The organism is Methylobacillus sp. (assembly GCF_036844465.1).
Lineage (GTDB): Bacteria > Pseudomonadota > Gammaproteobacteria > Burkholderiales > Methylophilaceae > Methylobacillus.
On record NZ_DAIUFW010000002.1, the window covers coordinates 321,191 to 345,823 of the forward strand.

Consider the following 24,633-nt stretch of genomic DNA (forward strand, 5'->3'; position numbering starts at 1 on the left):
CTATCTCAATGATTAAAAATGATTTCTCAGCTCCCGAATAGCGGCAAATACCTGGATGGGATCGGGGCTTGAGCTGCCTGATGCGGCGGCCAGTTCAGCTTCGTGGCACCGCAGGAAAGGATTGGTCGCCAATTCGAGCGACAAATTGGATGGTAGGCTGGGTAGGCCTTGGCTACGTAGCTTTCTGGTCATTTTCTGGCGAATCAGCAACGCTTGATGTTCAGGCTGCAGGGAAAGAGCAAATTCCAAATTGTGTTCAGTATATTCATGGGCGCAATAGACAGCCGTCGTGCCAGGCAAGGCGGCCAGTTGTTGTAAGGATGCATGCATTTGCGCAGGTGTCCCTTCAAATAGCCGTCCACAGCCTGCGCCAAACAAGGTGTCACCGCAAAACAACATGCCATTGCCATAGTAGGCGACATGTCCCAGGGTATGCCCCGGCACTTCCAGCACGGATAGGGATAGCGCGAGGGCCGGAAAATCCAGCGTATCCCCCGCCTTTACCGGCTGATATGGAAATGCATAATGCTCCTTGGCAGGAGCGAACACTGCGGCAGATGTGGCATCAATCAACGCCTGCACGCCACCAATATGATCATGGTGATGATGGGTGACCAGAATGGCCTCCAGTCGCAGGTTCATTGCTGAGAGTCTCTGCAATACAGGCTGGGCATCGCCGGGATCAACGATGATGGCAACGCCTTGATGGTGAATTAGCCATATATAATTGTCGCTGAAGGCGGGAATCGGGATAATTACTGGCATCTGAGCTGGATGAATCGGCGAATGAACTAGAGCTATTAATGATATGTTGAGGCCTTGATGTCAACAGCGAACAAAGACCAATGGCTTGCCAGCCCATTGGGTCAGTATCTAATGGCGCAGGAGCAGCGCCTGTTCGACGCGATGGTGCCGGATATTTTCGGCTTTAATGCCATGCAGTTTGGCATGCTGGAAATGCCGCTGTTGCGTCATTGCCGTATTCCTTATCAATTCAATGCGGATATTGCCGGCGGTCTGCTGTGCTGCGAATCGCATCAGCTTCCCTTGCAGGCGGATAGCCTGGACCTGGTGCTGCTGCCACACACCCTGGATTTCAGTGGCCATCCACATCAGACTGTGCGGGAAGCCGCGCGAGTGCTGGTGCCGGAAGGACATATCGCTATAACGGGGTTCAATCCGGTCAGCGCCTGGGGTTTGCGCCGCTTGGCTAATAGCAACCAGGATGATTATCCATGGGATGCGAATTTTCTCAGCCTGAGACGGGTCAAGGATTGGCTGACCTTGCTGGATTTCGAGGTGCTGGAAGTCAGGATGGCTTGCCATCGGCTGCCATTCCGCAATAGCCGGCTCCAGAGATATGTTGGCGGGCTGGAGTGGCTAGGAACGCGGTTCTGGCCGGTGATGGGTGGGGTATACTTCGTGCTGGCGAAAAAACGCGTGATCGGCATGCGGCTGATCAAGCCCGCATGGAGCCGTTCAGCATTCAAGGCGGGCTTGCTGCCGACTCCTTCCCAAAAAGCAGATATACAGAAAAAGCAACATGAGCAATAGCAATTTGATCGAGATATACGCCGATGGCGCTTGCAAGGGAAACCCTGGTCCAGGCGGCTGGGGGGCATGGCTTTCCTATGCGGGACATGAAAAAGAACTTTGGGGCGGCGAAATGGAGACGACCAATAACCGCATGGAATTGACTGCGGTGATACGGGCGTTGGAAGCGCTGAAGCGGCAGTGCCCGGTGAGAATCTATACGGATTCGGCGTATGTGCAAAAAGGCATCACTGAATGGGTGCATGGCTGGAAAGTAAGAAACTGGACAACCAGCGACAAGAAGCCGGTGAAGAATGTAGATCTCTGGAAAAGCCTGGATACCCTGGTGCAGCAGCATGAAGTGGAATGGATTTGGGTCAAGGGGCATGCAGGCAATGCGGGCAACGAGCGCGCGGATGCGCTGGCCAATAAAGGTGTGGATGAAGTCCTCGGACGGGTGAAGGTGTAAAAATGAGTTTGCGACAGATTTTTCTCGATACGGAAACGACCGGCCTTTACCACGCTCAAGGGCACCGCATCATTGAGATTGCCGGTGTGGAGCTGATCAACCGCAGGCTGACCAACAATCATTTCCATGTCTACCTAAATCCTGACCGCGAGATTGACGAAGCGGCGCAGGAAGTGCATGGCATCACGCTGGAATTCCTCCAGGACAAGCCGCGGTTTGCCGATATTGCGGATGAGTTTCTGCAATTTGTTGCAGGGGCTGACCTCATCATCCACAACGCGCCGTTCGATATCGGCTTCCTCAATGCCGAGCTGAGCCGCATGGAGCAGCCCAATATCGAGCACAGCGTGCTGGAAATCATCGACACGCTCAAGCTGGCCAAGGAAATGCGTCCCGGCCAGCGCAACAACCTCGATGCTCTTTGCCGGCATTACGGCATAGACAATTCATCGCGCACCCTGCACGGCGCCTTGCTCGATGCGGAACTGCTGGCTGATGTTTACATGTCCATGACGCGCGGGCAGGAAAGCCTGATGATAGATATGATGGACAGCAGCTCAATAGCGCTTGATGGCGAACTCAGCAAGCTCGCGCGCAACAAGCCCTTACGCATTCTGGCGGCAAACGAATTTGAGCAGGCAGAGCATGATCAGTATCTGCAAACGCTTGCCAAGGGCGGCGCCTGCATCTGGTCGCAGTAACCCCTAATCAATAACGGGGAAACAGCTCAGGCTAGTGCGTCAGCCCAGCTATTGGGTGTTTCATAAAGACGCACCCGCTCCAGCTTGAGTTGGGTGCCGTAGATATCGCGATATTGCGCCTTGAGAATGTTGAAGGCTTCAGCCGCCATGTTTTCAGCAGTCGGCACGGTATTGAAGACGACGGTTTTGTGATCTGGCAGGCTGCGCAGAAAGTCCAATACCGCCGTATCGTTCTTGTACACCAGGAACGCGTGATCCCATAAATCCACCACACAACGTTTGGCAATCGCCTTGACGTCAGAAAAGTCCATGACCATGCCATTGTCGGAAGCATTTTCCAGTTCGATGATATTGCCGGAAAGCGTGATTTCCATGGCATAACGATGGCCATGCAGATTGCGGCACTGGCTTTTATGGCTGGGGATGCGGTGACCGGCATCAAATTCAAGACGGGTGGTAATTTGCATGGCGCGATTATATCAGCAAAGCCTGTGACGACATTATGAAAGCGCGGGAAGCCGGGCCAGCGTGCGAATGTGCGCAGCGGCGCACTGGGCGAGGGATGGGAGGTGATAGCCGCCTTCCAGTATTGAGACGATGCGTTTTTCTGCGTGATGCTCGGCGACCGACATGGCGAATGCCGTTATCCACTGATAGTCATCCTGAGTGAGCTGCAACTGGGCCAGTGGATCGTTTTCGTGCGCATCGAATCCTGCGGAAATCAGCACCAATTGCGGCTTGAAACGCTGTAAGGCGGGCGCGAAATGCTGCAGGACTGCCTCACGGAAAACCTTGCCGCCGCTGTACGCCGCCAAGGGAACGTTGATGATGTGGTCAGAGCGCGTCTCTGCGCCGCGGTGAGGGTAAAACGGGTGCTGGAATGTCGAGCACAGCATCACCCGCTTGTCATGCCGGAATATATCTTCGGTGCCGTCGCCATGATGCACATCGAAATCCAGGATTGCCACTCTTTCCAGGCCATGAATTGCCAGCGTATGGGCGGCGCCTGCGGCGATATGGTTAAAGATGCAGAAACCAGCAGCATTGGCTCTGCCTGCATGATGGCCTGGCGGGCGGACGCAGCAAAAGGCATTTTCAGCCTGCTGTTGCATGACCAGGTCAATGGCCTTGATGACCGCGCCTGATGCATGCAGACAAGCACTTAATGACATTGGGCCCATGGCGGTATCGCGATCCAGCCGCACAATACCTGCCTTTGGGGCAATCTCGCGGATATGCCGGACATAGGCTGCGTCATGCACCCGCAGGAGTGCTTCATCTGTTGCTTGCGGTGCTTCGTGGCGTTGCAATTTATCGAGTAATTTCTGAGCTGCCAATTCGTCCAGGATGGCAGTGATGCGGGCCGGTGACTCGGGATGCCTACCATCCATGACATGGAGCAGGGTATCGGGATGCGTCACCAGCGCGGTTGTCATGTGATTTCCTGCAGAAACTGCTGGTAATAGGTCAGGCGTTGCGCTTGTATTGCGCCTTCAGCAACAGCGCGCTGGATGGCGCAATCCGGCTCTTTCAGGTGGCGGCAGTTGTTGAAGCGGCATTTGCCCAAATAGGGGCGGAATTCAATAAAGGTGAGCTCAAGCTGATCCGCATCCAGGTGGTGCAGGCCAAATTCCTGCAGGCCGGGGGAGTCAATCAGTTGGCTTTCTGCATCCAGGTGGTAGAGATGGGCTGCGGTTGTTGTGTGTTTTCCGCTGTCGAGCACGTTGGAAACTTCCTGGGTCCTGACCTGCTGACCAGGCAGAAGGGCATTGATGATGGTGGATTTCCCCATGCCGGACTGGCCTACCAATACGCTGGTTTCCCCGCGTAGCCATTGCTTGAGCGGCTCAATATTTTTCCGTGCGGATAGCGGCTGTATGGTGTAGCCCAGTGCTGCGTAATGTTGCAGCTTGCCCAGCGCTTCACCGGTACTGCCCAGGTCACACTTGTTGAGCACGATGACTGCCTTGATGCCTGCGGCTTCAACGGCAACCAGGCAGCGTGCCAGCAGTTCCTCATAAAAACTGGGTTGGGTTGCCAGCACGATAACTGCCTGGCTGACGTTTGCCGCCAGCATCTTGCTGCGGAAGCTATTGCTGCGATAGAGCAGGCTGCTTCTTGCCTCAAGCTGCTCCACTACGCCTTCATTGGGGCCGGTCAGCTTGACTTTGACCCTATCGCCGCAGGCCAGGTCGGTTTTTTTACCGCGGGTGACGCAACTCAGCTCTGTGCCGTCTTCCAGCTCCACGCCATAGCGCTTGCCATAAGAGGCAATGACAAGACCATTGATCAGCATCGGGAGGCGCTTAATGTGCTGTCGCGGACATCAAGCGGGTAATGCGTATGCTGGCAGGCGGATGCGAATCGTAGAATGCTGAATGCAAAGGATCTGGCGTCAGTGTGGAAGCGTTGTCGCGATACAGCTTGACCAGTGCTTCTACCAAGTAGCGCGCGTCCGAGTTCTGTGCGGCATAGGCGTCAGCCTCGAACTCATTCTTGCGGGAATAGCCGGCGAGCAAGGGACGTAGCAGGAACAAGAACACCGGGCTGACCAGCAGGAATAGGATCAATGCCATGTAATCGCTGGGCTGTTGAACGCCCAGGCCCGCATAAAACCATTCTTGCTGTGCCAACCAGCCGAGCAGGGCCAGGCCGATAAAGCTGACCAAGAACATCAGGGCAATACGCTTGACGACATGCTTGTGCTTGAAGTGGCCGAGTTCATGAGCAAGCACGGCTTCAATCTCATCGCCGTTCAGACGCTCAAGCAGGGTGTCGAAGAATACCACGCGCTTGCTGGCGCCAAAACCAGTGAAGTAAGCGTTGCCATGGCTGCTGCGGGTTGAGCCGTCCATCACGAACAGGCCTTGGGATTTGAAGCCGCACTTGGTCAGCAGGGTTTCGATACGGCGTTTCAGGGGTTCGTCACCCAGGGGCGAGAACTTGTTGAACATCGGCGCAATGAAAGTGGGGTAAATCGCCAGCATCAGCAAGTTAAACAGGCTCCAGACTACCCACAGGTAAAGCCACCAGTAGTCACCTGCGCCCTGCATGAGCCACAAAGCGGCAAACAGCAGCGGGGCGCCGAGCAGAAGCCCGACCAGGGCATGCTTGATCATGTCTGTGAAATACATGGCGCGCGTCATTTTGTTGAAACCAAAATGCTGATCAATAACGAAGGTGCGGTAATAATCAAAAGGCAAATCCACCAGGCTGCTGACCAGTAGTGCGCTGACAATGACCGCGCTGCCGCGGATGATGTCGTGGTTGGGCAGGATGTTGCGCCAGACTTCATCAATGAGCTGCAGGCCACCACCTACTGTCAATAGCAATAACAGGGCTGCCTGCACGACGGTTTCAAGCAGGACCAGGCGAGTCTTGGTGGAAGAGTAGTCTGCTGCCTTTTGGTGTGCTCCCAGGCTGATGCTGGCGCTGAATGCATCCGGTACCCGGTTGCGATGCTGCTGGATATGCAGGACATGCCGACGACCCAGCCAGATACGGATAATAGTGGTAATTGCCAGGAGTGAAATGAAAAGGAGGGTCAGATTGGTAGCCATCATTTACTTGGATATCAGTTAGAATGTTATGTTTATTTTGAAGCAGGAATGCGGCTAAGGTTCACTTTATCTTGCATGCGTAATACATTTTAATGGAATTCATTATGTCACAACACAACGACAATCTCATCTGGCTGGATATGGAAATGAGCGGCTTGCAACCTGATAGCGACCGTATTCTGGAACTGGCAGCGGTAGTGACTGATGCTGAGCTGAATGTGCTGGGTGAGTCACCGGTATTGGTGGTGCACCAGTCAGATGTTGTTCTGGATGGCATGGATGCCTGGAACAAGGGGACGCATGGCCGCTCCGGCCTGATTGACAAGGTGAAAGCATCCACTCTGGATGAAACCAGTGCTTCAACAATCATGATGAATTTCCTGAAGGAGTTTGTGCCCGCCGGAAAATCTCCTATGTGCGGCAATTCCATCTGCCAGGACAGACGTTTCATGGCGCGTTATATGCCGGAACTGGAAGCCTATTTCCATTACCGTAACCTGGATGTGAGCGTGTTCAAGGAGTTGGCAAGGCGTTGGCGTCCAGCCTTGATGGCAGGCTTCAAGAAAAGCAGCAAACACGAAGCATTGGCAGATATCTACGAATCCATCGAAGAACTCAAATATTACCGCGAGCATTTCATCCGGCTGGAGTAGTCAGTAGGACGCTGAAACCGGAATAGGGAGTAAGCAGGCAAAAAATTGGGTGCGACTGGCGCACCCGAAAAGGAGGAGAGGTATAGCTTGGAGAAAGCTCGCATGAAACTTGTTCATGCCATTTGCTTTAACATTCCTTGCTATATTAGAGGGGATGTGTTGCGGAAGTATTGCCACAAACGGGAAAATGGTTAGCAAACTGTTACCAGTTGTAACAGTTTGCAGTGCGGTTGCTGCCAAAAAGTTAGTGGTAAACCAGCGTATTGTATAAATCAAGATAGGCTTGGGCGCTCTTCGTCCAACTGAGGTCACGGCTCATGCCGTTACGCTGGATTTTGCGCCATGCTCTGGGGTCGTGGTAGTACGCCAATGCCCGATCCACGGCGTCCAGCAGCTGCTGTGGGTCGGCAGAGTCCATGACGAAACCCGTCGCCGTATTATCCTGCATAGTAGTTTCGTTGCTGTCATGCACTGAATCCGCAAGGCCGCCGGTGCGCGTGACCACCGGAGGTGTGCCATAGCGCAGGCCGTACATCTGGTTGAGGCCGCAGGGTTCGAAACGGGAAGGCATGATGAACAGGTCTGCACCTGCCATGATTTGATGCGACAACGGTTCTTTATAACCGATCGTGACGCTGACCTGATGCGGGTGCCGCTGTGCCAATGCCCTGAATCCCTGCTCCATCCTCGGGTCTCCGGCCCCCAGCACAGCAATCTGGCAATGTTTATCGATCAGGTGTTCCGCGACCGAGAGGAAGATATCCAACCCTTTCTGATGGGTAAGACGGCTGACGACACCCAGCAGGGGTTTGTGCGGGGCTGATTCCAGCCCGAGCTGGAGCTGGAGTGATTTTTTGACAATTTTCTTGTCGGCAAGATGGTCGATAGTGTAGGTCTTGGCCAGATAAGGATCTGTGGCGGGATTCCACTCCTGAATCTCGATTCCGTTCAATATGCCGTGAATTTCGTGACCGCGCGCGGCTAGCAAGCCTTGCATACCGAAGCCATATTGCTCGGTCTGAATTTCGTGCGCATAGGTCGGGCTAACTGTCGTCAGGCTGTCGGCATAATATATCCCGGCCTTGAGAAAAGACATTTGCCCGAAATATTCCAGTCCATGCATCTGATAGCTGTGGGAAGGCAGGTTGAGTCGCTGCACCCATTCGGGGGGGAAGTTGCCCTGGAAGGCGAGGTTGTGGATGCTGATGACGGATTTGGCATGCGGTACAGCTGAGAAGCGCAGGAAAGCGGGTGTCAACCCGCTCTGCCAGTCATTGCAATGCACGATATCCGGAACCCAGTCTTTCAATGGTGAATCCTGGCTGCTTAGGATGGCAGCGGATTTTGAGAGCACGCCAAAGCGCAGGGCATTGTCGTCCCAGTCATCACCATATCCATTTGTATAAGGCCCGCCTGGCCTGTCAAACAAGGCGGCATGTTCAATGACCATGACATCCACCTTGGTGTCTGGCATTTTGCCCAACAGCAAGTTAACCGTGCCTATCTCTGGCAAACCATGCAGCTGGGCAATTTGTCGCGCACCTTGCAGTTTGCTGAGCACTGCCGGGTAGCCCGGTAGCAAGGTACGGATATCGACGCCTAGATCACGCAAAGCTGCGGGGAGGGAGCCGCTGACATCTGCCAGGCCGCCAGTCTTAATGAGGGGATATGCTTCAGAACTGACAAAAAGGATACGCAAGATTGTGATCTTTCACTTTTCGTTAAATATAACGGCAATTGCAGATAGATAGGCAATGTTCAATACGCTGCCGGAAAGCATAGCAAATAACCATAATGGCGAAAATGCTGTCATGCAAACGTCTGGACTGCAACACTAAATTGAAATGATGTCAGGACTGCTGCTGATTGGTATCAATGCAATTCCTTGGCTCGGCAGAAACCATTCGATCACAAACCCCAGGATGGCGATGAAAATGCTGACGAAAAATGCTGTCCAGAAACCAGATAGCTCAAACCCTTTAACGAGTTTGGCAACCAGCATCACCATCAATGCATTGATAACCAAGGCGAAAAATCCAAATGTTACCAAGGTAAGCGGAAATGTGAGAATCAGCAGCAAAGGCCGGAGAATTGCATTGACGAAGCCCAGTGCCAGGGCGGAAATCAATAAGGCGGATCGTGACCTGAAATTCAGGCCAGAAAACAATAGGCTGGCAATCCACAATGACAGGCTCATGATGGCCCAATGGATGATGAAATCATAAATATCTTGGTTAAACATAAGATGAAGTGTTTTAGTTAATGTTGTTCAATATTATTTCTGCTGCCTGAAAACCGCTCCTGACAGCACCTTCTATCGTGGCGGGATAATCCTGCAAACGGTCGCCCGTGCTGACGTAATCGCCTGCAAGCACTACGTTTTTATGAGGGGTATATTGTCCAGGGCGATCTAATCCTGCCACGCAGGCAAATGTAGCGCGTTTCTCGGCAATTACTTTATGCCATTCGGGAGGTCTGGACAGTATATGTGGAAAAATGGCCTGTAACTCATGATGAATGGCAATTGCCAGTTCTGCTTGGGATAAAGTCTGATGTTTGCCTTCGACGCTGATTACCACTGCAATCAAGCCTTTCTGCCCATAAAGCTGCCCGCGATCAAAAACCCATTGCCCCAGCCGACCTGTGATGCCGCACATACTCTCCGGCAGGCGTATTTCCGCAGCGTATTGCAGATAAATTGTATAGATCGGCTGGTATTGCAGGCCTGTGCATTGTGAAATGACTTTCTCCATGTCTGGCAAAGATTGCAACAAGGGGGCAGTGCGGAACGGCGAGGTGGCGATTATTACATGGCTAAAATCATGAGTTTCTTTTTTAAAACTTATTTCTAATGAACTGTTATTAAAGTTTATTTTTTCCACTTTGCAGTTGAGGTGGACTTCGCCTCCATGCGTCTTGATATAGTTCGCGGCAGGGCCAGCAAACAGTGTAGAAAGGTCCATACGCGGCAATAGCAGATCGCTATCGGATTTGTGACGGGCAAAACTGTCGCGCAATATATTGAGAAATGCTTGCGTGCTTGCGGTGGCAAGAGGCGTGTTGAGCGCGGCTAGGCATAGTGGCTCCCACAGCATTGTGACGACACGCGGCGGCTGGCCTGACAAGAATTGCTGCAAGGGTATGTCAGAGGCGAGCTGAAATTGGTTGATTTTCAATGAAACCATCAAGCGTATGGCGCCCATGCGTTCAGCCATGCTCAATCCCTTGGCTTGCAGTAAACCAGCCAGTATATGCAAAGGGGCAGGCAGGAACGAAGGGCAACTCAAGGAGAAGGTGTTGGCCATTTCCAGCTTGAGCGGCAGGCGCAACATGGCCTTATCGGGGTTGACATTGCAGAGCCGCAGCAACTCCAGCGTTCTTGCATATGCGCCTAGCAGAATATGCTGACCATTATCCAGAGTCGTGCCTTGCCACTGTACGCCACGTGCACGGCCGCCAAGTTGGTGGCTGGATTCGAAAACCGTGGTGCGGATACCTGCTCGGGCGAGGGCGACAGCGGCGCTTAATCCGGCACAGCCACCACCAATGACCGCGACATGCGGTCTCAGTTGCGTATCCACGTCAGCCATGCGAGCCAGAGTTTCCTGATCGGCGTCAGCGAAACCCTGGCGTTTAATACTATCTGGATATCATCTGCCTGGATTTCCTTGAGCAGGGTGCGATAAATGGCGGACATGATCAGACCGGTGCGCTGCAATTTGCGGTCTTCAGGTGGTAACTCAGCCAGGGCCTTGTCGTAATACTGCTCAGCACGCTCGGCCTGGAACTCCAACAGCTTGCGCATATTGTCCGAGGATTTTCCTTGTAGGATATCCTGGTCAGTGACGCCAAATCGGGCCAGTTCATCCTGGGGCAGGTAAATGCGTCCGCGCCGCGCATCTTCACCAACGTCACGGGTGATGTTGGTCAACTGGAATGCCATGCCGAGGTCGAGCGCATATTGCAAGGTTTGTGGATTGCTATAGCCGAAGATGGAGGCCGATAACAAGCCGACGACGCTGGCGACGCGATAGCAATAAAGCTCCAGCTCGGCAAAATCGCGGTAGCGGTTTTGCTCCAGATCCATCTGCATGCCATCGATAATCTCCAGCAGGTGCTGTTGCTTGAGATCAAATTCGGCGACCGGGCCTTCTAATGCCTGAGTGACGGGATGCTGCGGCTTGCCAATGTAAAGATTGAGGATTTCGCCGCGCCACCAGTTGAGCTTGGCTTGGGCGACGGAGAGATCCTGCACTTCATCCGCAATATCATCGACTTCGCGGCAAAAGGCATAAAGCGCGGTAATCGCCTCGCGCTTGGGCTTGGGTAGAAACAGGAAGCTATAGTAGAAACTGGAGCCGCTGGCAGCGGCTTTCTTCTGGCAATATTCCTGCGGACTCATTTCTTGGTGATCGCCCGGTAGAACATATATACCCAGTCCCAGGCATTCAGGGTTGGGCGCTGCTTAAAGACATTGCCGCGGCTTTTGTGCAGCTTTTTCAGGATGCGCTCGCCGCCGGCAATGATCATACGCATTTCCAGGCCGATGCGGCCAGGCAAAACCAGGCCCAACGGCGCGCCGGCTTGCAGCAGCCTGCGGGTGCGGTTGATCTGGAATTCCATGAACATGCCCCAGGTGCCTTGCGCATTGCCGTTAGCAATTTGCTGGTCGTGGATGTTGAACTTGTACAGCTCGTCCAGCGGCAGGTAGATGCGGTTCTTGCGATAATCTATTTCGATATCCTGCAGGAAGTTGATCAGTTGCAGGGAAGTACAGATGGCATCGGAGAGTGCAATATTGCGTGGCGTGGCTGCACCGTATAGATGCAGCAACAGGCGGCCTACCGGGTTGGCAGAGCGGCGGCAATAGCTGGTGAGCTCGCCGAAGTGACCGTAGCGTGTCTTGGTGACATCCTGGCTGAATGCGGATAGCAAGTCGTAAAAAGGCTCTAGCGGCAGCTGGTGTTTATTGATCGTATCCTGCAATGCCTGGAACAGGGGAACGTCCGGTTGTGCGCCGCTGCGGATCAGGTCAAGCTGCTGGCGGAAGCCGTCGAGGAGCGCCAGACGCTCTTCCGGCGCGAGGTTGCCTTCATCGGCAAAATCGTCTGCTTGGCGGGCAAACGCATAGATCAGGCTGACGGGTTCGCGCAGTTTGCGCGGGAGCAGAAAGGAGGCAACGGGGAAGTTCTCGTAATGCATTTTGACAAGCGACATGCTTTGTTGTATGGCGGTATTGGTGGCTGTTGTCATAGTCGGCAGAGTATGCCACAAAACATCCTTGGCCGCGTTTCGTGGCAAGTAAATTATGTTGCGCTACAATGTAGCGATCTATCGCTGTGGAGTTTTCATGTTAGGGATTATTGGTGGTACCGGGCTGACCCAACTGGCCAATCTCAAGATCAAGCGCAGGCAAATCATGCGCACACCGTACGGCGAGCCTTCCGGGCCATTGAGCTATGGTGATATTTGCGGCTATGAGGTGGTTTTTCTGCCCAGGCATGGACACGGGCATACCATTCCGCCGCATCTTGTCAATTATCGCGCCAATATCTGGGCGCTGCATTCCGAGGGAGTGCGCGAGATTATCTCAGTAGGTACCGTGGGCGGGATAACACAGGATTTGAGCCCAGGCATGATCACCTTGCCTAACCAGATCATTGATTATACGTATGGTCGTAAAAATACGTTTTTTGATGGGGGGGATTTGCCCGTCAAGCATATTGATTTTACCGAACCATATTGCCCACACCTGCGCAATATTTGTCTGGAGGCTGCGAGCAATATTGGCGAGACGTTGCTGGATGGAGGGGTCTATGCCTGTGTGCAGGGCCCCAGGCTGGAAACAGCAGCGGAAATCAACCGGCTGGAAAAGGATGGCGCGACCCTGGTAGGCATGACCGGCATGCCGGAGGCAGCATTGGCACGGGAGCTGGAGATGCGCTACGCTGCTTTGTGTCCCATCGTCAATCATGCGGCGGGTCGCGGTGGCAGCAAGCACTGCATACAATATGAAGATATTAGCGAGGTCTTGAATGGGACCATGGAGCGCGTGCGCAAACTGATAGAAAGAGTGGTGGTCGGACATGCCTGTTAGACCAGTATTGAAAATGGGGGAGCCGGTGTTGCTGCAAAAAGCCGCTCCTGTCACGCAATTTGATACGCCCGAACTGCATTCCCTGATCCGGGATATGGAAGACACCATGGTGCATTTGAACGGTGCGGGCATTGCTGCGCCGCAGATCGGCGTCAGCCTGCGCGTTGTCATTTTCGGCGTGGGCCATAACCCGCGCTATCCCGATGCCGAGCAAGTACCTTACACCGTGCTAATCAATCCGCAATTGACTCCGATTGGAGAGGAGCTGGAGGACGGTTGGGAAGGGTGCTTATCCGTTCCAGGCATGCGCGGCGTGGTTCCCCGCTATCAGCGGCTGCACTACACTGGCTTTGACCAATACGGTAAGCCGATAGACCGTTTGGTAAGCGGTTTTCATGCCAGGGTCGTGCAGCACGAGTGCGATCACCTCGATGGTATCCTGTACCCCATGCGTATTCGTGATCTGGCACAATTTGGATTTACTGACGTATTGTTTCCGGGCATGTCGGTAGACGATGACTGATCTGAATCAAAAGCAGCATAAAAAAGAGCACCCGCAGGTGCTCTTTTTATTTGAGGCATGAAAGAGGGTTAAATCACGCCTTGTGCCAGCATCGCATCGGCAACCTTCACGAAGCCAGCGATATTGGCGCCATCCACATAATTTACGGAACCGTCGGCGCGAGTGCCGTATTTCACGCAGGCATCATGGATGCCCTTCATGATGTCGAACAGGCGTGCATCGACTTCTTCGCGAGTCCAGGATAAACGCATGGAGTTCTGCGTCATTTCCAGGCCGGAAGTGGCAACGCCGCCTGCATTGGTGGCCTTGCCGGGTGCGTAGAGAACGCGCTTCTCATCGAACAGCTTCATGGCATCCGCATCACATGGCATGTTGGCGCCTTCTGCAACACAGAGCAGGCCATTGGCGATCAGTGCAGCGGCATCGTCACCGTTCAGTTCGTTCTGGGTCGCGCATGGCAGAGCAACCTCAGCTTTGACGGACCATGGAGTAGAGCCAGCGACAAAGCGCGCGCCCACGCGAGCAGCGTAATCACCTACACGACCATATTCCACATTCTTGACTTGCATCAGCACTTGCAGTTTTTCCGGGGTGAAACCTTCTTCATCGACCACGGTACCGCTGGAGTCAGAGACAGTGATAACTTTTGCGCCTAGCGCCATACATTTTTCGATAGCATATTGCGCAACATTGCCCGAACCGGATACCGCAACGCGCAGGCCGGCAATGGTGCGGCCGCTGTGACGCAGCATTTCCTCTGCAAAATAGACAGCGCCATAGCCTGTCGCTTCGGGGCGGATCAGGGATCCGCCGTAGCTTAGGCCCTTGCCGGTCAGCACACAGTCCGCGCGGTTGGTGAGTTTCTTGATCATGCCCGCCATATAGCCGATTTCACGGGCGCCCACGCCGATATCACCTGCCGGTACATCAGTATCGGAACCGATATGGCGGAACAATTCGCTGATGAAAGCCTGGCAGAAACGCATGATTTCGCCATTGCTCTTGCCCTTGGGGTCAAAGTCGGAACCACCCTTGCCGCCGCCCATGGGCAGGGTGGTGAGCGCATTCTTGAAAGTTTGTTCAAAAGCCAGGAACTTGAGGATGGAAAGGTTTACGGAGGGATGGAAGCGCAAACCGCCCTTGAATGGGCCGATGGCGCCGTTGTGCTGGATGCGGTAGCCACGGTTGACTTGGACCTCGCCTTTGTCATCTACCCAGGAGACGCGGAATATAATGGCACGCTCTGGCTCAACCAGGCGATCCAGCACACCATGTTCTGCATAGCGGGGGTTCTTGCTGATGAATGGCCACAGGCTTTCTACAACTTCTGTAACAGCTTGCAGGAATTCCGGCTGACCGGGATTTTTTTGTGCGACCACGGCTAGAAAATCATGTGCCGATTGATACTTCATACCCTCTTATCTCCATGAGTTTGAACAAAAGTGATGCATTCTCTCTCATGAGAAATAAAAATGCACCAAAAAAATTCACTTTTATATCATTGAGATGCACCATTTTTGTGCTTTGTTTGCACCATTTTTGTGCGTTGATGACAAGGAGATATTATGGCATGTATCTCTCTGAAATTGACCGATTGGAAAATCCCCATGAATGCCTGCTAATCAACATAGACATGAGGTATGCAGTGATGAAAGGCTGTGATGCGATTGAACCAGAATGGTGCGGAGGAGTGCACAATAATGGTGCGTATGGATGCAAATTTTTTCTGGAGTGGGAGTTTGCCCTTCGACATGCTAACCTCTGCCGGCTGCCTATTCATGCTGCCGGCTAATATCTGAAATTTTTATAAAGTGTTTTGCCTTGATTACATCTGTACCGTTTTCCACCTTGACTCCCGACCTGTTGCTCGATGCGCTGGCCAGTATCGGTATCCTGGGGGATGGCCGCCTGCTGGCGCTCAATAGCTATGAAAACCGCGTTTACCAGGTAGGCGTGGAAGAGCAGCTGCCTGTAGTCGTTAAATTCTACCGGCCAGGGCGCTGGAGCTGCGAGCAGATCCTGGAGGAACATGCATTCTCTCTGGAGCTGGCTGATGCTGAAATTCCAGTCGTGGCGCCCCTGCTGATCAATGGCAATACGTTGCAGCAATATCAGGATTTCTATTTTGCCGTTTTCCCCAGGCGCGGCGGACGTGTGCCCGAGCTTGATCAGGAAGGGCGGCTGGAGTGGATAGGGCGTTTTCTTGGCCGAATTCACGCAATTGGTGCACAACAAGCATATCGGCACCGTCCTGGCATTGATCTGCACAGTTTCGGTGCGGAACCTGCCCAATGGTTGCTGGAGCACCAGTTCATACCGGCGGATTTGACACCTGCCTACCGCAGTGTGGTGGAGCAGGCGCTGGAAGGTGTTAAATATTGCTTTGACCGCGCTGGTGATATTGCTACCTTGCGTTTGCATGGTGATTGCCATTTGAGCAATCTGCTGTGGACGGAGGGTGGGCCGCATTTCGTTGATTTTGATGACAGCAGGATGGGGCCTGCCATTCAGGATTTATGGATGCTATTGTCTGGCACGCGGGAAGAAATGAACCTGCAACTGGCGGAATTGTTGGAAGGGTATGAATGTTTCCATGATTTCAACCCGGCAGAGCTGCATCTGATAGAGGCCTTGCGCACCCTGCGCCTGATTCATTATTCTGCCTGGCTGGCAAAGCGTTGGGATGATCCGGCGTTCCCCATGACATTTACCTGGTTTAATACGCAGCAATATTGGCAAGACCGTATTCTGGAACTACGCGAGCAGATTGCATTGATGCAGGAGTCACCGCTCAGCATTGCGGGCGGTAATCGTTAACGACTGGAATGATAAAAGGAGATGAAAATGAGTGAAATCAAGATAGAGCACCAACCTAGCCAGGAGCGCTTGAATGAATTAGGCGTGTCACGCTGGCCTACTTGGTCCAAGGAAGTATCGGTTTTCCCCTGGAGCTTTGGTGAGCAGGAAATTGCCTATATCCTCGAAGGCGAAGTGACCATTACGCCCAATGGCGATGGTGTACCAGTGAGTTTTGGCAAGGGAGACCTGGTGACATTTCCAGCAGGTTTATCGTGTACATGGAATGTGAAGCAGGCGTTGCGCAAGCATTATCAGTTGGGATAGGTTGATTTTAATTGCAACATTGTTGCAATTATGGAGTGAAGCTGACATAATGACAATCATTCTTAAATGAGGTGAACTGTCATGAAAATCCTGTCATCACTTAAATCCGCCAAGACGCGCCACCGCGACTGCAAGGTTGTGCGTCGTCATGGAAAGGTATTTGTCATCTGCAAAAGCAACCCGCGTTTCAAGGCGCGTCAACGCTGATTGCATAGGTGATTGAAGCATAGATGGTCGAAAAGGGAAGCTTTCGAGCTTCCCTTTGTTATTCCTGGCCCATGGCGTTTATTTTCATTCCAGTACGAACCGCCTGGCGCCTGCCTTGCTTCCATGAAAAAGCCCAACCAAGGTAATGGCGGAAAGTAGCCATCCCATATCCTGCCAGCTATCGCTGGATTCATGCATGATACCCATGATTAAAGGGCCTAGAGAGGCCAGCGCGTAGCCTAGTCCTTGCGACATTGCCGAAAGTTGCGTCGCCTGCGACGGGGTGCGTGTGCGCAGCACTATCATGGCCAGCGCCATGGCAAAACCGCCTCCCTGGCCCAAGCCCAGTATGATCATCCACCACCACATGGCATCCGTCTCACCATAAATTGCTCCCATGAAGCCGATGAAAATCATGATGAACATCAGGAAGTTCATCCATTTCTGGTCGCGCATCAAGGAGGCAATCCATGGGATGAGCAAGGCGGAAACGACTTGGGTCATGACAGAGCCAGAAAGAAACAGGCCGGACTGAACGGCATCAATGCCACGATCCTGCAATATGGTGGGCAACCAGCCAAATACGCAATAGGCCAGCGCGCTTTGCAAGCCCATAAACATGGTGACATGCCAGGCCAGCTTATCGCGCAGGAGTTGTTGCCAATTGCTCGTAGAAGTGGTGACAGCGTGAACAGTTTTGCCAAGGTGGCGGAACGGCCACCAGAACAGGATGGCAAGCAATACAGGCAGGGCCCAGAGTGCGAGTGCCAAAGGCAGGCTCTGCAATGCTGAGAATAACGGGAAGGCAATACCGGCAGCCAGCGCTGTTCCCAGGCATAAAGCCATGGTATATACGCCTGTCATCAAGTCTGGATGGGCAGGAAATTCGCGCTTGATGATGCTGGGTAGCAGAATACCGAGCAGGCCGATGCTGATACCGGCGATGCCCGTGCCGGTAAAGAGCCAGGAAACATGCCACAGGCCGCGCAGCGCGAGCCCGATTGCCAGGGCCAGTAGTAATGGCATTACCAGTCTTTCTGCGCCGTAGTGCCGGGCTAGCCAAGGCGCGAGAGGAGCGAATATACCCAGGCAGGCAACCGGCAATGTGGTCAGCATGCCGGCAGCGCTGCCGCTCAAGGCCAGGCTATGGCGTATCTCGCTTAACAAGGGAGAAATGCTGGAAAATGCCGGGCGCAGGTTGATGCCAATCAGGATGATGGCAAGGATCAATAGGCCTTGGTGCAGGCGGGGGTGATGCTGCGTCATGTGTAAGACTCATCTGACATGGTTTTCGGAATGAACTGGCATGCAGATGACTGGGCGATGGTTATGCTGAAAGCTGACATTTCACTTGTAACCTGGATTCGGTCAAAAAGTAGCTGATATGGGAATGTATCATGGATATTGCTGAGTGGCCTTGCCGGTACGTCGGCTTGACGATTCAGAACAAGTAGCATGAAGAGGAGGCATCATGAAAGATGACTATCTGGACAGCGTGACCGGGATTTATCCTCATTTGGATGACGCATACCGTATAGCCCGGCAGTTAATGGATGAAGGGCTCCCCAAAGAGCAGATACAAGTAGTGGCAGCACATCCACCTGCTGATATCGGGCAGGCTGAAGACAGCAAAGAAGTGCTGAAGAATGTAGCGGTGGATGGGACTCTCGGCACGGCCATCGGTGCTGGTGTGGGGGCGCTGGGGGAAATTGCATTGGTTGCGGCGAATGTAAGTTTGTTTGTCGCCAGTCCTATTATTGCGCCTTTGACCATGATAGGGTGGGGTGCGGTTGTCGGTGGATTCATCGGTGCAGCCAGAGGCATTTCAAACCATGAGCGCCAGTTCTCTGATCTGGTGAATGATGCTGTGGAGCGAGGATATGCGGTATTGGTGATCCATACTTATACCGAGGATGAAACTGCAACTGCCCGGAATATCGTCGGCACATCCATGCTGGCGCACGAACTGCCAGAAATGGCAGGCAAATAAAAAGCCGTTGCAAGCAACGGCTTTTTATACTCAAACGAGAGTGGCTTAATCTATTTTCATGGATTGTGTTGCTGGATTGTGGATAGCAACCCATACCCCATCCTTGCGTGGTTCCTGAAAGTCGATGGACATCATGACGCTCAGGGCAGTGATGGTGATGATGGAGAACATGAACAGTTTTTTTGCCCAGCGCTGGTCATTGCTGGTCTTGTAACCAGCTAGGGCCAGCCCCAGCCAGTAAACGCTGATTACCCCGGCGACTACGAGGAACTGGTTGCCTGTGTAGCCGCTCAGGGTCAGCATGATGGTGGCAATAATGAACGCCACGATATACAGCACGATATGCTTTTTGGTGGCCAGGATGCCTTTTTTGACGGGCAATACTGGAATGGCGGCGGCCGTGTAATCCTTGAGCCGGAAAATTGCAATGGCATAGGAATGCGGCATTTGCCAGATGCTGAAAATGACCAGCAATATCCAAGCGCCCATATCGAACTCATTGCTGACCGCGCAATAACCGATGACAGGAGGAGCCGCACCGGACAGGCTACCAATTAGGGTGCCATAGACGGAATGGCGTTTCAGATAAAGGCTGTAGGCGCCAACATAAATGGCAAAGCCGAACAACGATAGCCAGACGGTGAGCATGTTGGTCGCTGTGTAGAGCAGGGCGAAGCCTGCAATTCCCAGCAGGCAACCATAAATAACGGCGTTGCGTGCCGGAACCAACCCCTGAACCAATGCCCGGTTGCGGGTACGCTCCATCTTGCTGTCGATGTCCCGATCTATGTAGTTATTCAGTACACAGCCCGAGGCAATAACCAGCGAAATGCCGATGGCGGTTGCCAGAAACAGGGGAAAATCGATATCACCTCTGGAGGCCAGGAAAAACCCTCCGGCAACCGAAATGAGGTTACCGAAGATGATGCCTGGCTTGGTGAGGAGTAGATATTGCTTCATCGATCTGGCTTAGAAAGGCCTCATCATGTTGTGGTTCAGGTGGAACATGACCCACAGTGAACCCACTACCACGATGGCGAGGATGATCACGGTAAAGATGAAGGCCGTCACGTTCCAGCTCTGTTCCGAAGAGGTGTTCATGTGCAGGAAATACACAAGGTGCACCACGATCTGCACCACGGCGAACACCAGGATGGTGGTCAGGATGGTGGATGAGGATAGTTCGTTCGGGAACATCAGCAATCCGAACGGAATCACCGTTAGGATTACGGAAAGAACAAAGCCAATCAGGTAAGACTTGACGCTGCCATGGCCTGCGCCAGCGCGTTCAGCGTGTCCATGTGACATTTACAGCACTCCCATCAGATAAACAACAGTAAATACGCAGATCCAGACAATATCCAGGAAGTGCCAGAACAGGCTCAGGCACATCAGGCGTGTATTGTTGGTATCGGTCAAGCCCTTGGTCCAGATTTGCGCCATGAGCACCGCCATCCAGATCAGGCCACAGGTAACGTGCAGGCCGTGGGTGCCAACCAATGTGAAGAAGGCAGACAGGAAGGCGCTACGGTCAGGGCCAAAACCTTGATGGATCAGGTGATGGAACTCATTAACTTCCATCACGATGAAGCCAAGGCCAAACAGGAAGGTCACGGCGAGCCAGTTCAGCACAGCCTGCTTGTTGCCCTTGTGCTGGGCAATCATGGCAAAGCCATAGGTGATGCTACTGAACAGCAACAGGAAGGTTTCTGCTAGCACATAGTCCAGCTCGAAAATATCCTTGCCGGTAGGGCCGCCAGCAAAGCTGGTGCTCAGGACTGCATAGGTCGCGAACAGGGTCGCGAACAATATCAAGTCCGTCATCAGGTAAATCCAGAACCCGAATATCTTCGTGGCACCGGCGTCGTGGTGGTGCTCATGCTCTGCAGCATGAGCGTGTTGTGTATGCACAGTTTGACTAGACATGATTACGCCTGACTCGCTTGTTTAACTTGAATATGCTTGTTTTCAATGGCGGTGACTTCTTCCGCTGGCACGTAGTAATCGACATTGCTGTTATAGCTGCGTGCGATCACGGTGAACAACATGGCAGCAGTGCTGAAGATCACCAGCCACCAGATGTGCCAGATGAAGGCAAAGCCGAATACCAGGCTGAATGCGCTGATGATGACGCCTTCAGCAGCATTTCTTGGCATATGGATCTTTTCATACTTTGCCGGGACTTCATTGGCTCTGCCGTCCTGCTTCATCGTCCACCATTCATCCAGGCCTTTCACTGCAGGTACTTTGGCGAAGTTATAGAAAGGAGGAGGTGAAGATGTAGACCATTCCAGCGTGCGGCCACCCCATGGGTCGCCAGTCAGATCCAGATTCTGCTTGCGGTCACGGACGCTGACATAAAGCTGGAGCAGTTGGAACACGATAGCCAGGCCGATAACAAATGCACCGAACAGAGCCACATATAGCATTGGCGTCCAGGCAGGGTTGTCATAATTGTTCAGGCGGCGCGTCATGCCCATGAAGCCCAGCATGTATAGCGGCATAAAGGCCAGGAAAAAGCCGCTGATCCACAAGTAGGCGGAAATGCGGCCCAGTTTTTCGTTGAGCTTGAAGCCGAACGCCTTGGGGAACCAGTAGGCGAAACCAGCCAGATAGCCGAATACCACGCCACCGATGATGACGTTATGGAAGTGGGCAATCAGGAACAGACTGTTATGCAACACGAAGTCGGCGCCAGGCACTGCCAGCAATACGCCGGTCATGCCCCCAATGGTGAAGGTGAACAAAAAGCCGATGGTCCAGATGATCGGGCTGGTGAATTCAATGCGCCCGCGATACATGGTGAACAGCCAGTTGAAGATCTTCACACCGGTCGGGATGGAAATAATCATTGTGGCAATGCCGAAGAAGGCATTGACATTGGCGCCCGCGCCCATGGTGAAGAAGTGGTGCAGCCAGACGATGAACGACAGGATGGTGATCACTGCAGTTGCCCATACCAGAGAGGTGTAGCCGAACAGCTTCTTCTTGGTGAAGGTGGCTACGACTTCTGAGAAGACGCCGAATGCCGGCAGGATCAGGATGTATACCTCGGGGTGGCCCCAGATCCAGATGAGGTTGACGTACATCATCTGGTTGCCGCCGAGCTCGTTGGTGAAGAAGTGGGTGCCGAGGTAGCGGTCCAGCGTCAGCATCGCGATCGTGGCGGTCAGCACAGGGAAGGCCGCCAGGATCAGGATGTTGGTGCAGAGCGCGGTCCAGGTGAACACCGGCATCTTCATCAGGGTCATGCCAGGCGCGCGCATCTTCAGGATGGTGACGAGGAAGTTGACCCCGGTAAGCAACGTTCCCAACCCGGAAATTTGCAAGCTCCAGATCCAGTAATCCACCCCTACGCCTGGGCTGTACTCAATGCCGGAAAGTGGCGGATAGGCCAGCCAGCCGGTCTGGGCGAATTCGCCGACCCCAAGGGAAATGTTCATGAGGGCGACGCCGACCACGAACAGCCAGAAGCTCAGGGAGTTGAGGAACGGGAAGGCCACGTCACGCGCGCCGATTTGCAATGGCACTACGATGTTCATGAGGCCGACCATGAACGGCATGGCCATGAAGAAAATCATGATGACGCCGTGGGCGGTGAAGATCTGGTCGTAATGGTGCGGGGGCAGGAAGCCTTCAGCGCCAGCTGAAGCGACAGCCAGTTGGCCTCGCATCATGATGGCATCGGCAAAGCCGCGCAACAGCATGACCATGGCGACCAGGATATACATGATGCCGATCTTCTTGTGGTCAACCGAGGTCAACCATTCAGACCAGAGCCATTTCCATTTCTTGAAATGTGTCAGGGCGGCGGCGATGCCCAGCCCCAACACACCGACCACGGCTAGCGTGATCATGATAATCGGTTCGTGGTAGGGAACCGCTTCCAGGGTTAATTTACCAAACATTTTTACTCCTTGCCCTTCGAAGGTGAGTGCGTATGCGAATGGGTGTACTTCTCGACAATGCCGTCATAGAGATTGGGCGTTACTTCGGAGAAGCGCTCAATAGGATTATTGTAAGAAGCCTGTTCCAGAGCGGTGTATTTGACGCTATCCAGATTGGCATTGGATTGCTTGACCTGTTGTACCCAATCGTCAAATTTTTCCTGTGAGGTCACATTGGCCTTAAAATTCATGCCGGAAAAACCATGGCCACTGTAGTTGGCCGACATGCCGCGATAGTTGCCTTCCTCGTTGGCGATGAGGTGCAAGGTATTCTTCATACCGGCCATGGCGTAGATTTGGCTGCCGAGTTGCGGGATGAAGAAGGAATTCATTACTGAGCCAGAGGTGACTTCAAAACGTACCGGAACATTGACCGGGAATGCCAGTTCGTTGACGGTGGCGATGCCTTGCTCTGGGTAGATGAACAACCATTTCCAGTCGAGCGAGACGACTTGCACAGTGAGATGGGGATGCTCGGAGTCGATTGGTTGGCGTGGGTCCAGGGAGTGTGTGGTTCTCCAGGTGATGGTGCCCAATATGATGATGATGATGACGGGAATGGTCCAGACGACTACTTCGATCTTGTTTGAGTGCGCCCAGTCCGGAGTGTAGGTGGCTTTGGTGTTGGAAGCGCGATAGCGCCAGGCAAATACCAGAGTCATGATCATGACGGGGATGACGACAATCAGCATCAACAATGTTGCAGTGATGATTAGAGATCGTTCCTCAAGCCCTATCTGACCTTTGGGATCAAACAACACAAAGTCACAGCCACTGAGCAGTAGTGTGGCGCCTAATGTGGACAACAGACCGAATAGTCTGGGATATCGCTTTTTTATCATTTCAGCATCTCAACAATGTAAAGGACTCATAAAACCACATGCCATACTTGCCCAAGGAAAGCATTGTTGCTTGTTTCCCCAGGTGCCCATTGCCGGCGAGCTGCCGACAATGAGTGTGTTGCCGGTAGGCGACACTGTAAGCCGGGTATCAATTGCTGTGGAGAAAGTGCGTGTGGCAGCAATCTTGACAAGACAGGGGTAAGTACTACTCCTTGAAATCTATCAGCTGTTTTTGACAGATAACCTCATCAACCCGCTATTTTATACGATTAAGCCAAATAAACCCACACCCCTTAGGGAGTAGTCCTGTTTTCATATAAGTGAAAGTGTAGTTGAACAGCAACGTTATTCAAGATGATGGCGAGCGGGAAGGCTATTCTGGATGAGCAATCTGAAAGTCTGGTGCAGCATGCCAGATGCGGTATCTCAGTTCAAATCCTTGGGGGACGTAAATAAGAACAGGCAATTTGCTGTTGTAGCGCAAAATGAAATCATCACCACCTGCCGTCACAAACTTCCGGGTCTTGCTTTGTTCTGGACAAGCCATCAATGTGGAGACGGGGCCCTTGATGTCTTCCACGCGATAGTATGAATAGCCCCAGCCTTGCAATGTGTGCTCGACCAGTTGGGCGCGGAAGCCGTGTTGATTGCAATCGACTTCCATTGTCTTGCCGACCTGGATTTCAAGCTTTGCCTCATTTTCGGCAGCAAGCTTGGGCAGGTGAATGGCGTAGCGGGTATAACCGTTTTCTGCTGCGGGATAAGGGGCTGTTGCCTCCAGTTTAGCTGCATGAGCGCAAGCGCTGAGGCTGGCAATCGCCAGCAGCGGTAATAGATGGGTGCGGGAGATCGGCATGACAGAATCCTGAGGGCATTGACTGTATTACTTTACCCGTAATCGGGAGGGGATTGATAAGGTTATTCAGTGACAGAGCTTAATAAAGACCAGTCATAAAAATGGCACTCCGGAGAGTGCCATTGAGAAACG

28 protein-coding genes are annotated in these 24,633 nt (G+C 53.0%); 10 read left to right on the plus strand and 18 right to left on the minus strand.

What is annotated here, in order from left to right; genetic code table 11:
- Positions 1-12: 12 nt before the first annotated feature.
- Positions 13-765 (minus strand): hydroxyacylglutathione hydrolase, encoded by a 753-nt coding sequence (gene gloB / locus V7Z75_RS03885; protein ID WP_334107290.1) that lies wholly within the window; start codon positions 763-765, stop codon positions 13-15.
- A 57-nt stretch (positions 766-822) separates the two neighbouring features.
- Here gloB and V7Z75_RS03890 point away from each other — a divergent pair, with 57 nt between their 5' ends.
- The 3 genes from V7Z75_RS03890 to dnaQ are packed head-to-tail and all read left to right on the plus strand — an operon-like array spanning position 823 to position 2,703.
- Positions 823-1,554, plus strand: coding sequence for a class I SAM-dependent methyltransferase (locus tag V7Z75_RS03890; protein ID WP_334107291.1), 732 nt, complete (start codon positions 823-825; stop codon positions 1,552-1,554).
- Positions 1,544-2,002, plus strand: a complete 459-nt coding sequence (gene rnhA, locus V7Z75_RS03895; protein ID WP_334107292.1) for a ribonuclease HI — start codon at positions 1,544-1,546, stop codon at positions 2,000-2,002. Before V7Z75_RS03890 ends, rnhA begins: the two co-directional genes overlap by 11 nt.
- Before the next feature lie 8 nt (positions 2,003-2,010).
- Positions 2,011-2,703, plus strand: coding sequence for a DNA polymerase III subunit epsilon (gene dnaQ, locus V7Z75_RS03900; protein WP_334107395.1), 693 nt, complete (start codon positions 2,011-2,013; stop codon positions 2,701-2,703).
- A gap of 26 nt (positions 2,704-2,729) precedes the next feature.
- Here dnaQ and queD read toward each other — a convergent pair whose 3' ends face one another.
- Genes queD through V7Z75_RS03920 form a run of 4 tightly spaced genes read right to left on the minus strand, consistent with a single transcriptional unit; the run spans position 2,730 to position 6,263 of the window.
- Positions 2,730-3,170 (minus strand): 6-carboxytetrahydropterin synthase QueD, encoded by a 441-nt coding sequence (gene queD / locus V7Z75_RS03905; RefSeq protein ID WP_334107293.1) that lies wholly within the window; start codon positions 3,168-3,170, stop codon positions 2,730-2,732.
- A gap of 33 nt (positions 3,171-3,203) precedes the next feature.
- A complete protein-coding gene (locus tag V7Z75_RS03910) occupies positions 3,204-4,139 on the minus strand; it encodes a histone deacetylase family protein (RefSeq protein WP_334107294.1) in 936 nt (311 codons plus the stop codon).
- Positions 4,136-4,999, minus strand: a complete 864-nt coding sequence (rsgA, locus tag V7Z75_RS03915) for a ribosome small subunit-dependent GTPase A (protein ID WP_334107295.1) — start codon at positions 4,997-4,999, stop codon at positions 4,136-4,138. The genes V7Z75_RS03910 and rsgA overlap by 4 nt, the downstream gene beginning before the upstream one ends.
- A 10-nt stretch (positions 5,000-5,009) precedes the next feature.
- Positions 5,010-6,263 (minus strand): M48 family metallopeptidase, encoded by a 1,254-nt coding sequence (locus V7Z75_RS03920; protein WP_334107396.1) that lies wholly within the window; start codon positions 6,261-6,263, stop codon positions 5,010-5,012.
- A gap of 104 nt (positions 6,264-6,367) precedes the next feature.
- Between V7Z75_RS03920 and orn the strand changes: the two genes are divergently transcribed.
- The gene (orn, locus tag V7Z75_RS03925) at positions 6,368-6,916 is read left to right on the plus strand and encodes an oligoribonuclease (RefSeq protein ID WP_334107296.1); all 549 of its coding nucleotides are present in this window, start codon (positions 6,368-6,370) and stop codon (positions 6,914-6,916) included.
- A gap of 244 nt (positions 6,917-7,160) precedes the next feature.
- Here orn and glgA read toward each other — a convergent pair whose 3' ends face one another.
- The 5 genes from glgA to hpnC form a co-directional block, all read right to left on the minus strand.
- On the minus strand, positions 7,161-8,615 hold the full coding sequence (gene glgA, locus V7Z75_RS03930; protein WP_334107297.1) for a glycogen synthase GlgA: 1,455 nt from the start codon (positions 8,613-8,615) through the stop codon (positions 7,161-7,163).
- 135 nt (positions 8,616-8,750) lie between these two features.
- Positions 8,751-9,158, minus strand: coding sequence for a phage holin family protein (locus V7Z75_RS03935; RefSeq protein WP_334107298.1), 408 nt, complete (start codon positions 9,156-9,158; stop codon positions 8,751-8,753).
- 13 nt (positions 9,159-9,171) lie between these two features.
- The gene (gene hpnE, locus V7Z75_RS03940) at positions 9,172-10,506 is read right to left on the minus strand and encodes a hydroxysqualene dehydroxylase HpnE (protein WP_334107299.1); all 1,335 of its coding nucleotides are present in this window, start codon (positions 10,504-10,506) and stop codon (positions 9,172-9,174) included.
- Positions 10,482-11,318, minus strand: coding sequence for a presqualene diphosphate synthase HpnD (gene hpnD / locus V7Z75_RS03945; protein WP_334107300.1), 837 nt, complete (start codon positions 11,316-11,318; stop codon positions 10,482-10,484). Before hpnD ends, hpnE begins: the two co-directional genes overlap by 25 nt.
- The gene (gene hpnC / locus V7Z75_RS03950) at positions 11,315-12,169 is read right to left on the minus strand and encodes a squalene synthase HpnC (protein ID WP_334107301.1); all 855 of its coding nucleotides are present in this window, start codon (positions 12,167-12,169) and stop codon (positions 11,315-11,317) included. The genes hpnD and hpnC overlap by 4 nt, the downstream gene beginning before the upstream one ends.
- Positions 12,170-12,266: 97 nt before the next feature.
- Here hpnC and V7Z75_RS03955 point away from each other — a divergent pair, with 97 nt between their 5' ends.
- Both V7Z75_RS03955 and def read left to right on the plus strand, forming a co-directional pair.
- Complete coding sequence (locus V7Z75_RS03955) at positions 12,267-13,013, plus strand: S-methyl-5'-thioinosine phosphorylase (RefSeq protein WP_334107302.1); 747 nt, start codon at positions 12,267-12,269, stop codon at positions 13,011-13,013.
- On the plus strand, positions 13,003-13,536 hold the full coding sequence (gene def / locus V7Z75_RS03960; protein WP_334107303.1) for a peptide deformylase: 534 nt from the start codon (positions 13,003-13,005) through the stop codon (positions 13,534-13,536). The genes V7Z75_RS03955 and def overlap by 11 nt, the downstream gene beginning before the upstream one ends.
- 68 nt (positions 13,537-13,604) lie before the next feature.
- On the opposite strand, the gene gdhA is transcribed toward def, so the two are convergent.
- Complete coding sequence (gene gdhA / locus V7Z75_RS03965) at positions 13,605-14,948, minus strand: NADP-specific glutamate dehydrogenase (RefSeq protein WP_334107304.1); 1,344 nt, start codon at positions 14,946-14,948, stop codon at positions 13,605-13,607.
- Between the two features lie 412 nt (positions 14,949-15,360).
- Here gdhA and V7Z75_RS03970 point away from each other — a divergent pair, with 412 nt between their 5' ends.
- The 3 genes from V7Z75_RS03970 to ykgO all read left to right on the plus strand — a co-directional run bounded on the left by V7Z75_RS03970 (position 15,361) and on the right by ykgO (position 16,866).
- Positions 15,361-16,353, plus strand: coding sequence for a serine/threonine protein kinase (locus V7Z75_RS03970; RefSeq protein WP_334107397.1), 993 nt, complete (start codon positions 15,361-15,363; stop codon positions 16,351-16,353).
- A gap of 27 nt (positions 16,354-16,380) precedes the next feature.
- Positions 16,381-16,659, plus strand: a complete 279-nt coding sequence (locus V7Z75_RS03975) for a cupin domain-containing protein (RefSeq protein WP_334107305.1) — start codon at positions 16,381-16,383, stop codon at positions 16,657-16,659.
- An 81-nt stretch (positions 16,660-16,740) separates the two neighbouring features.
- Positions 16,741-16,866 carry a type B 50S ribosomal protein L36 gene (ykgO, locus tag V7Z75_RS03980; protein ID WP_334107306.1) on the plus strand — a complete coding sequence of 42 codons (126 nt, stop codon included), beginning with the start codon at positions 16,741-16,743 and terminating at the stop codon, positions 16,864-16,866.
- A gap of 84 nt (positions 16,867-16,950) precedes the next feature.
- Here the strand turns inward: ykgO and V7Z75_RS03985 are convergent, their stop codons facing one another.
- Positions 16,951-18,132 carry an MFS transporter gene (locus tag V7Z75_RS03985; protein ID WP_334107307.1) on the minus strand — a complete coding sequence of 394 codons (1,182 nt, stop codon included), beginning with the start codon at positions 18,130-18,132 and terminating at the stop codon, positions 16,951-16,953.
- A 205-nt stretch (positions 18,133-18,337) separates the two neighbouring features.
- Between V7Z75_RS03985 and V7Z75_RS03990 the strand changes: the two genes are divergently transcribed.
- A complete protein-coding gene (locus V7Z75_RS03990) occupies positions 18,338-18,856 on the plus strand; it encodes a hypothetical protein (protein WP_334107308.1) in 519 nt (172 codons plus the stop codon).
- A gap of 45 nt (positions 18,857-18,901) precedes the next feature.
- On the opposite strand, the gene cyoE is transcribed toward V7Z75_RS03990, so the two are convergent.
- The 6 genes from cyoE to eco form a co-directional block, all read right to left on the minus strand.
- Complete coding sequence (cyoE, locus tag V7Z75_RS03995) at positions 18,902-19,816, minus strand: heme o synthase (protein WP_334107309.1); 915 nt, start codon at positions 19,814-19,816, stop codon at positions 18,902-18,904.
- Positions 19,817-19,825: 9 nt separating this feature from the next.
- Positions 19,826-20,164, minus strand: a complete 339-nt coding sequence (locus tag V7Z75_RS04000) for a cytochrome o ubiquinol oxidase subunit IV (RefSeq protein ID WP_334107310.1) — start codon at positions 20,162-20,164, stop codon at positions 19,826-19,828.
- Positions 20,165-20,782 (minus strand): cytochrome o ubiquinol oxidase subunit III, encoded by a 618-nt coding sequence (locus tag V7Z75_RS04005; RefSeq protein WP_334107311.1) that lies wholly within the window; start codon positions 20,780-20,782, stop codon positions 20,165-20,167.
- 2 nt (positions 20,783-20,784) lie between these two features.
- Positions 20,785-22,764, minus strand: a complete 1,980-nt coding sequence (cyoB, locus tag V7Z75_RS04010; RefSeq protein WP_334107312.1) for a cytochrome o ubiquinol oxidase subunit I — start codon at positions 22,762-22,764, stop codon at positions 20,785-20,787.
- Between the two features lie 2 nt (positions 22,765-22,766).
- Entirely contained in the window at positions 22,767-23,645 is an 879-nt protein-coding gene (gene cyoA / locus V7Z75_RS04015; RefSeq protein ID WP_334107313.1) for a ubiquinol oxidase subunit II, read from the minus strand.
- 373 nt (positions 23,646-24,018) lie between these two features.
- On the minus strand, positions 24,019-24,501 hold the full coding sequence (eco, locus tag V7Z75_RS04020) for a serine protease inhibitor ecotin (protein ID WP_334107314.1): 483 nt from the start codon (positions 24,499-24,501) through the stop codon (positions 24,019-24,021).
- Positions 24,502-24,633 lie beyond the last annotated feature (132 nt).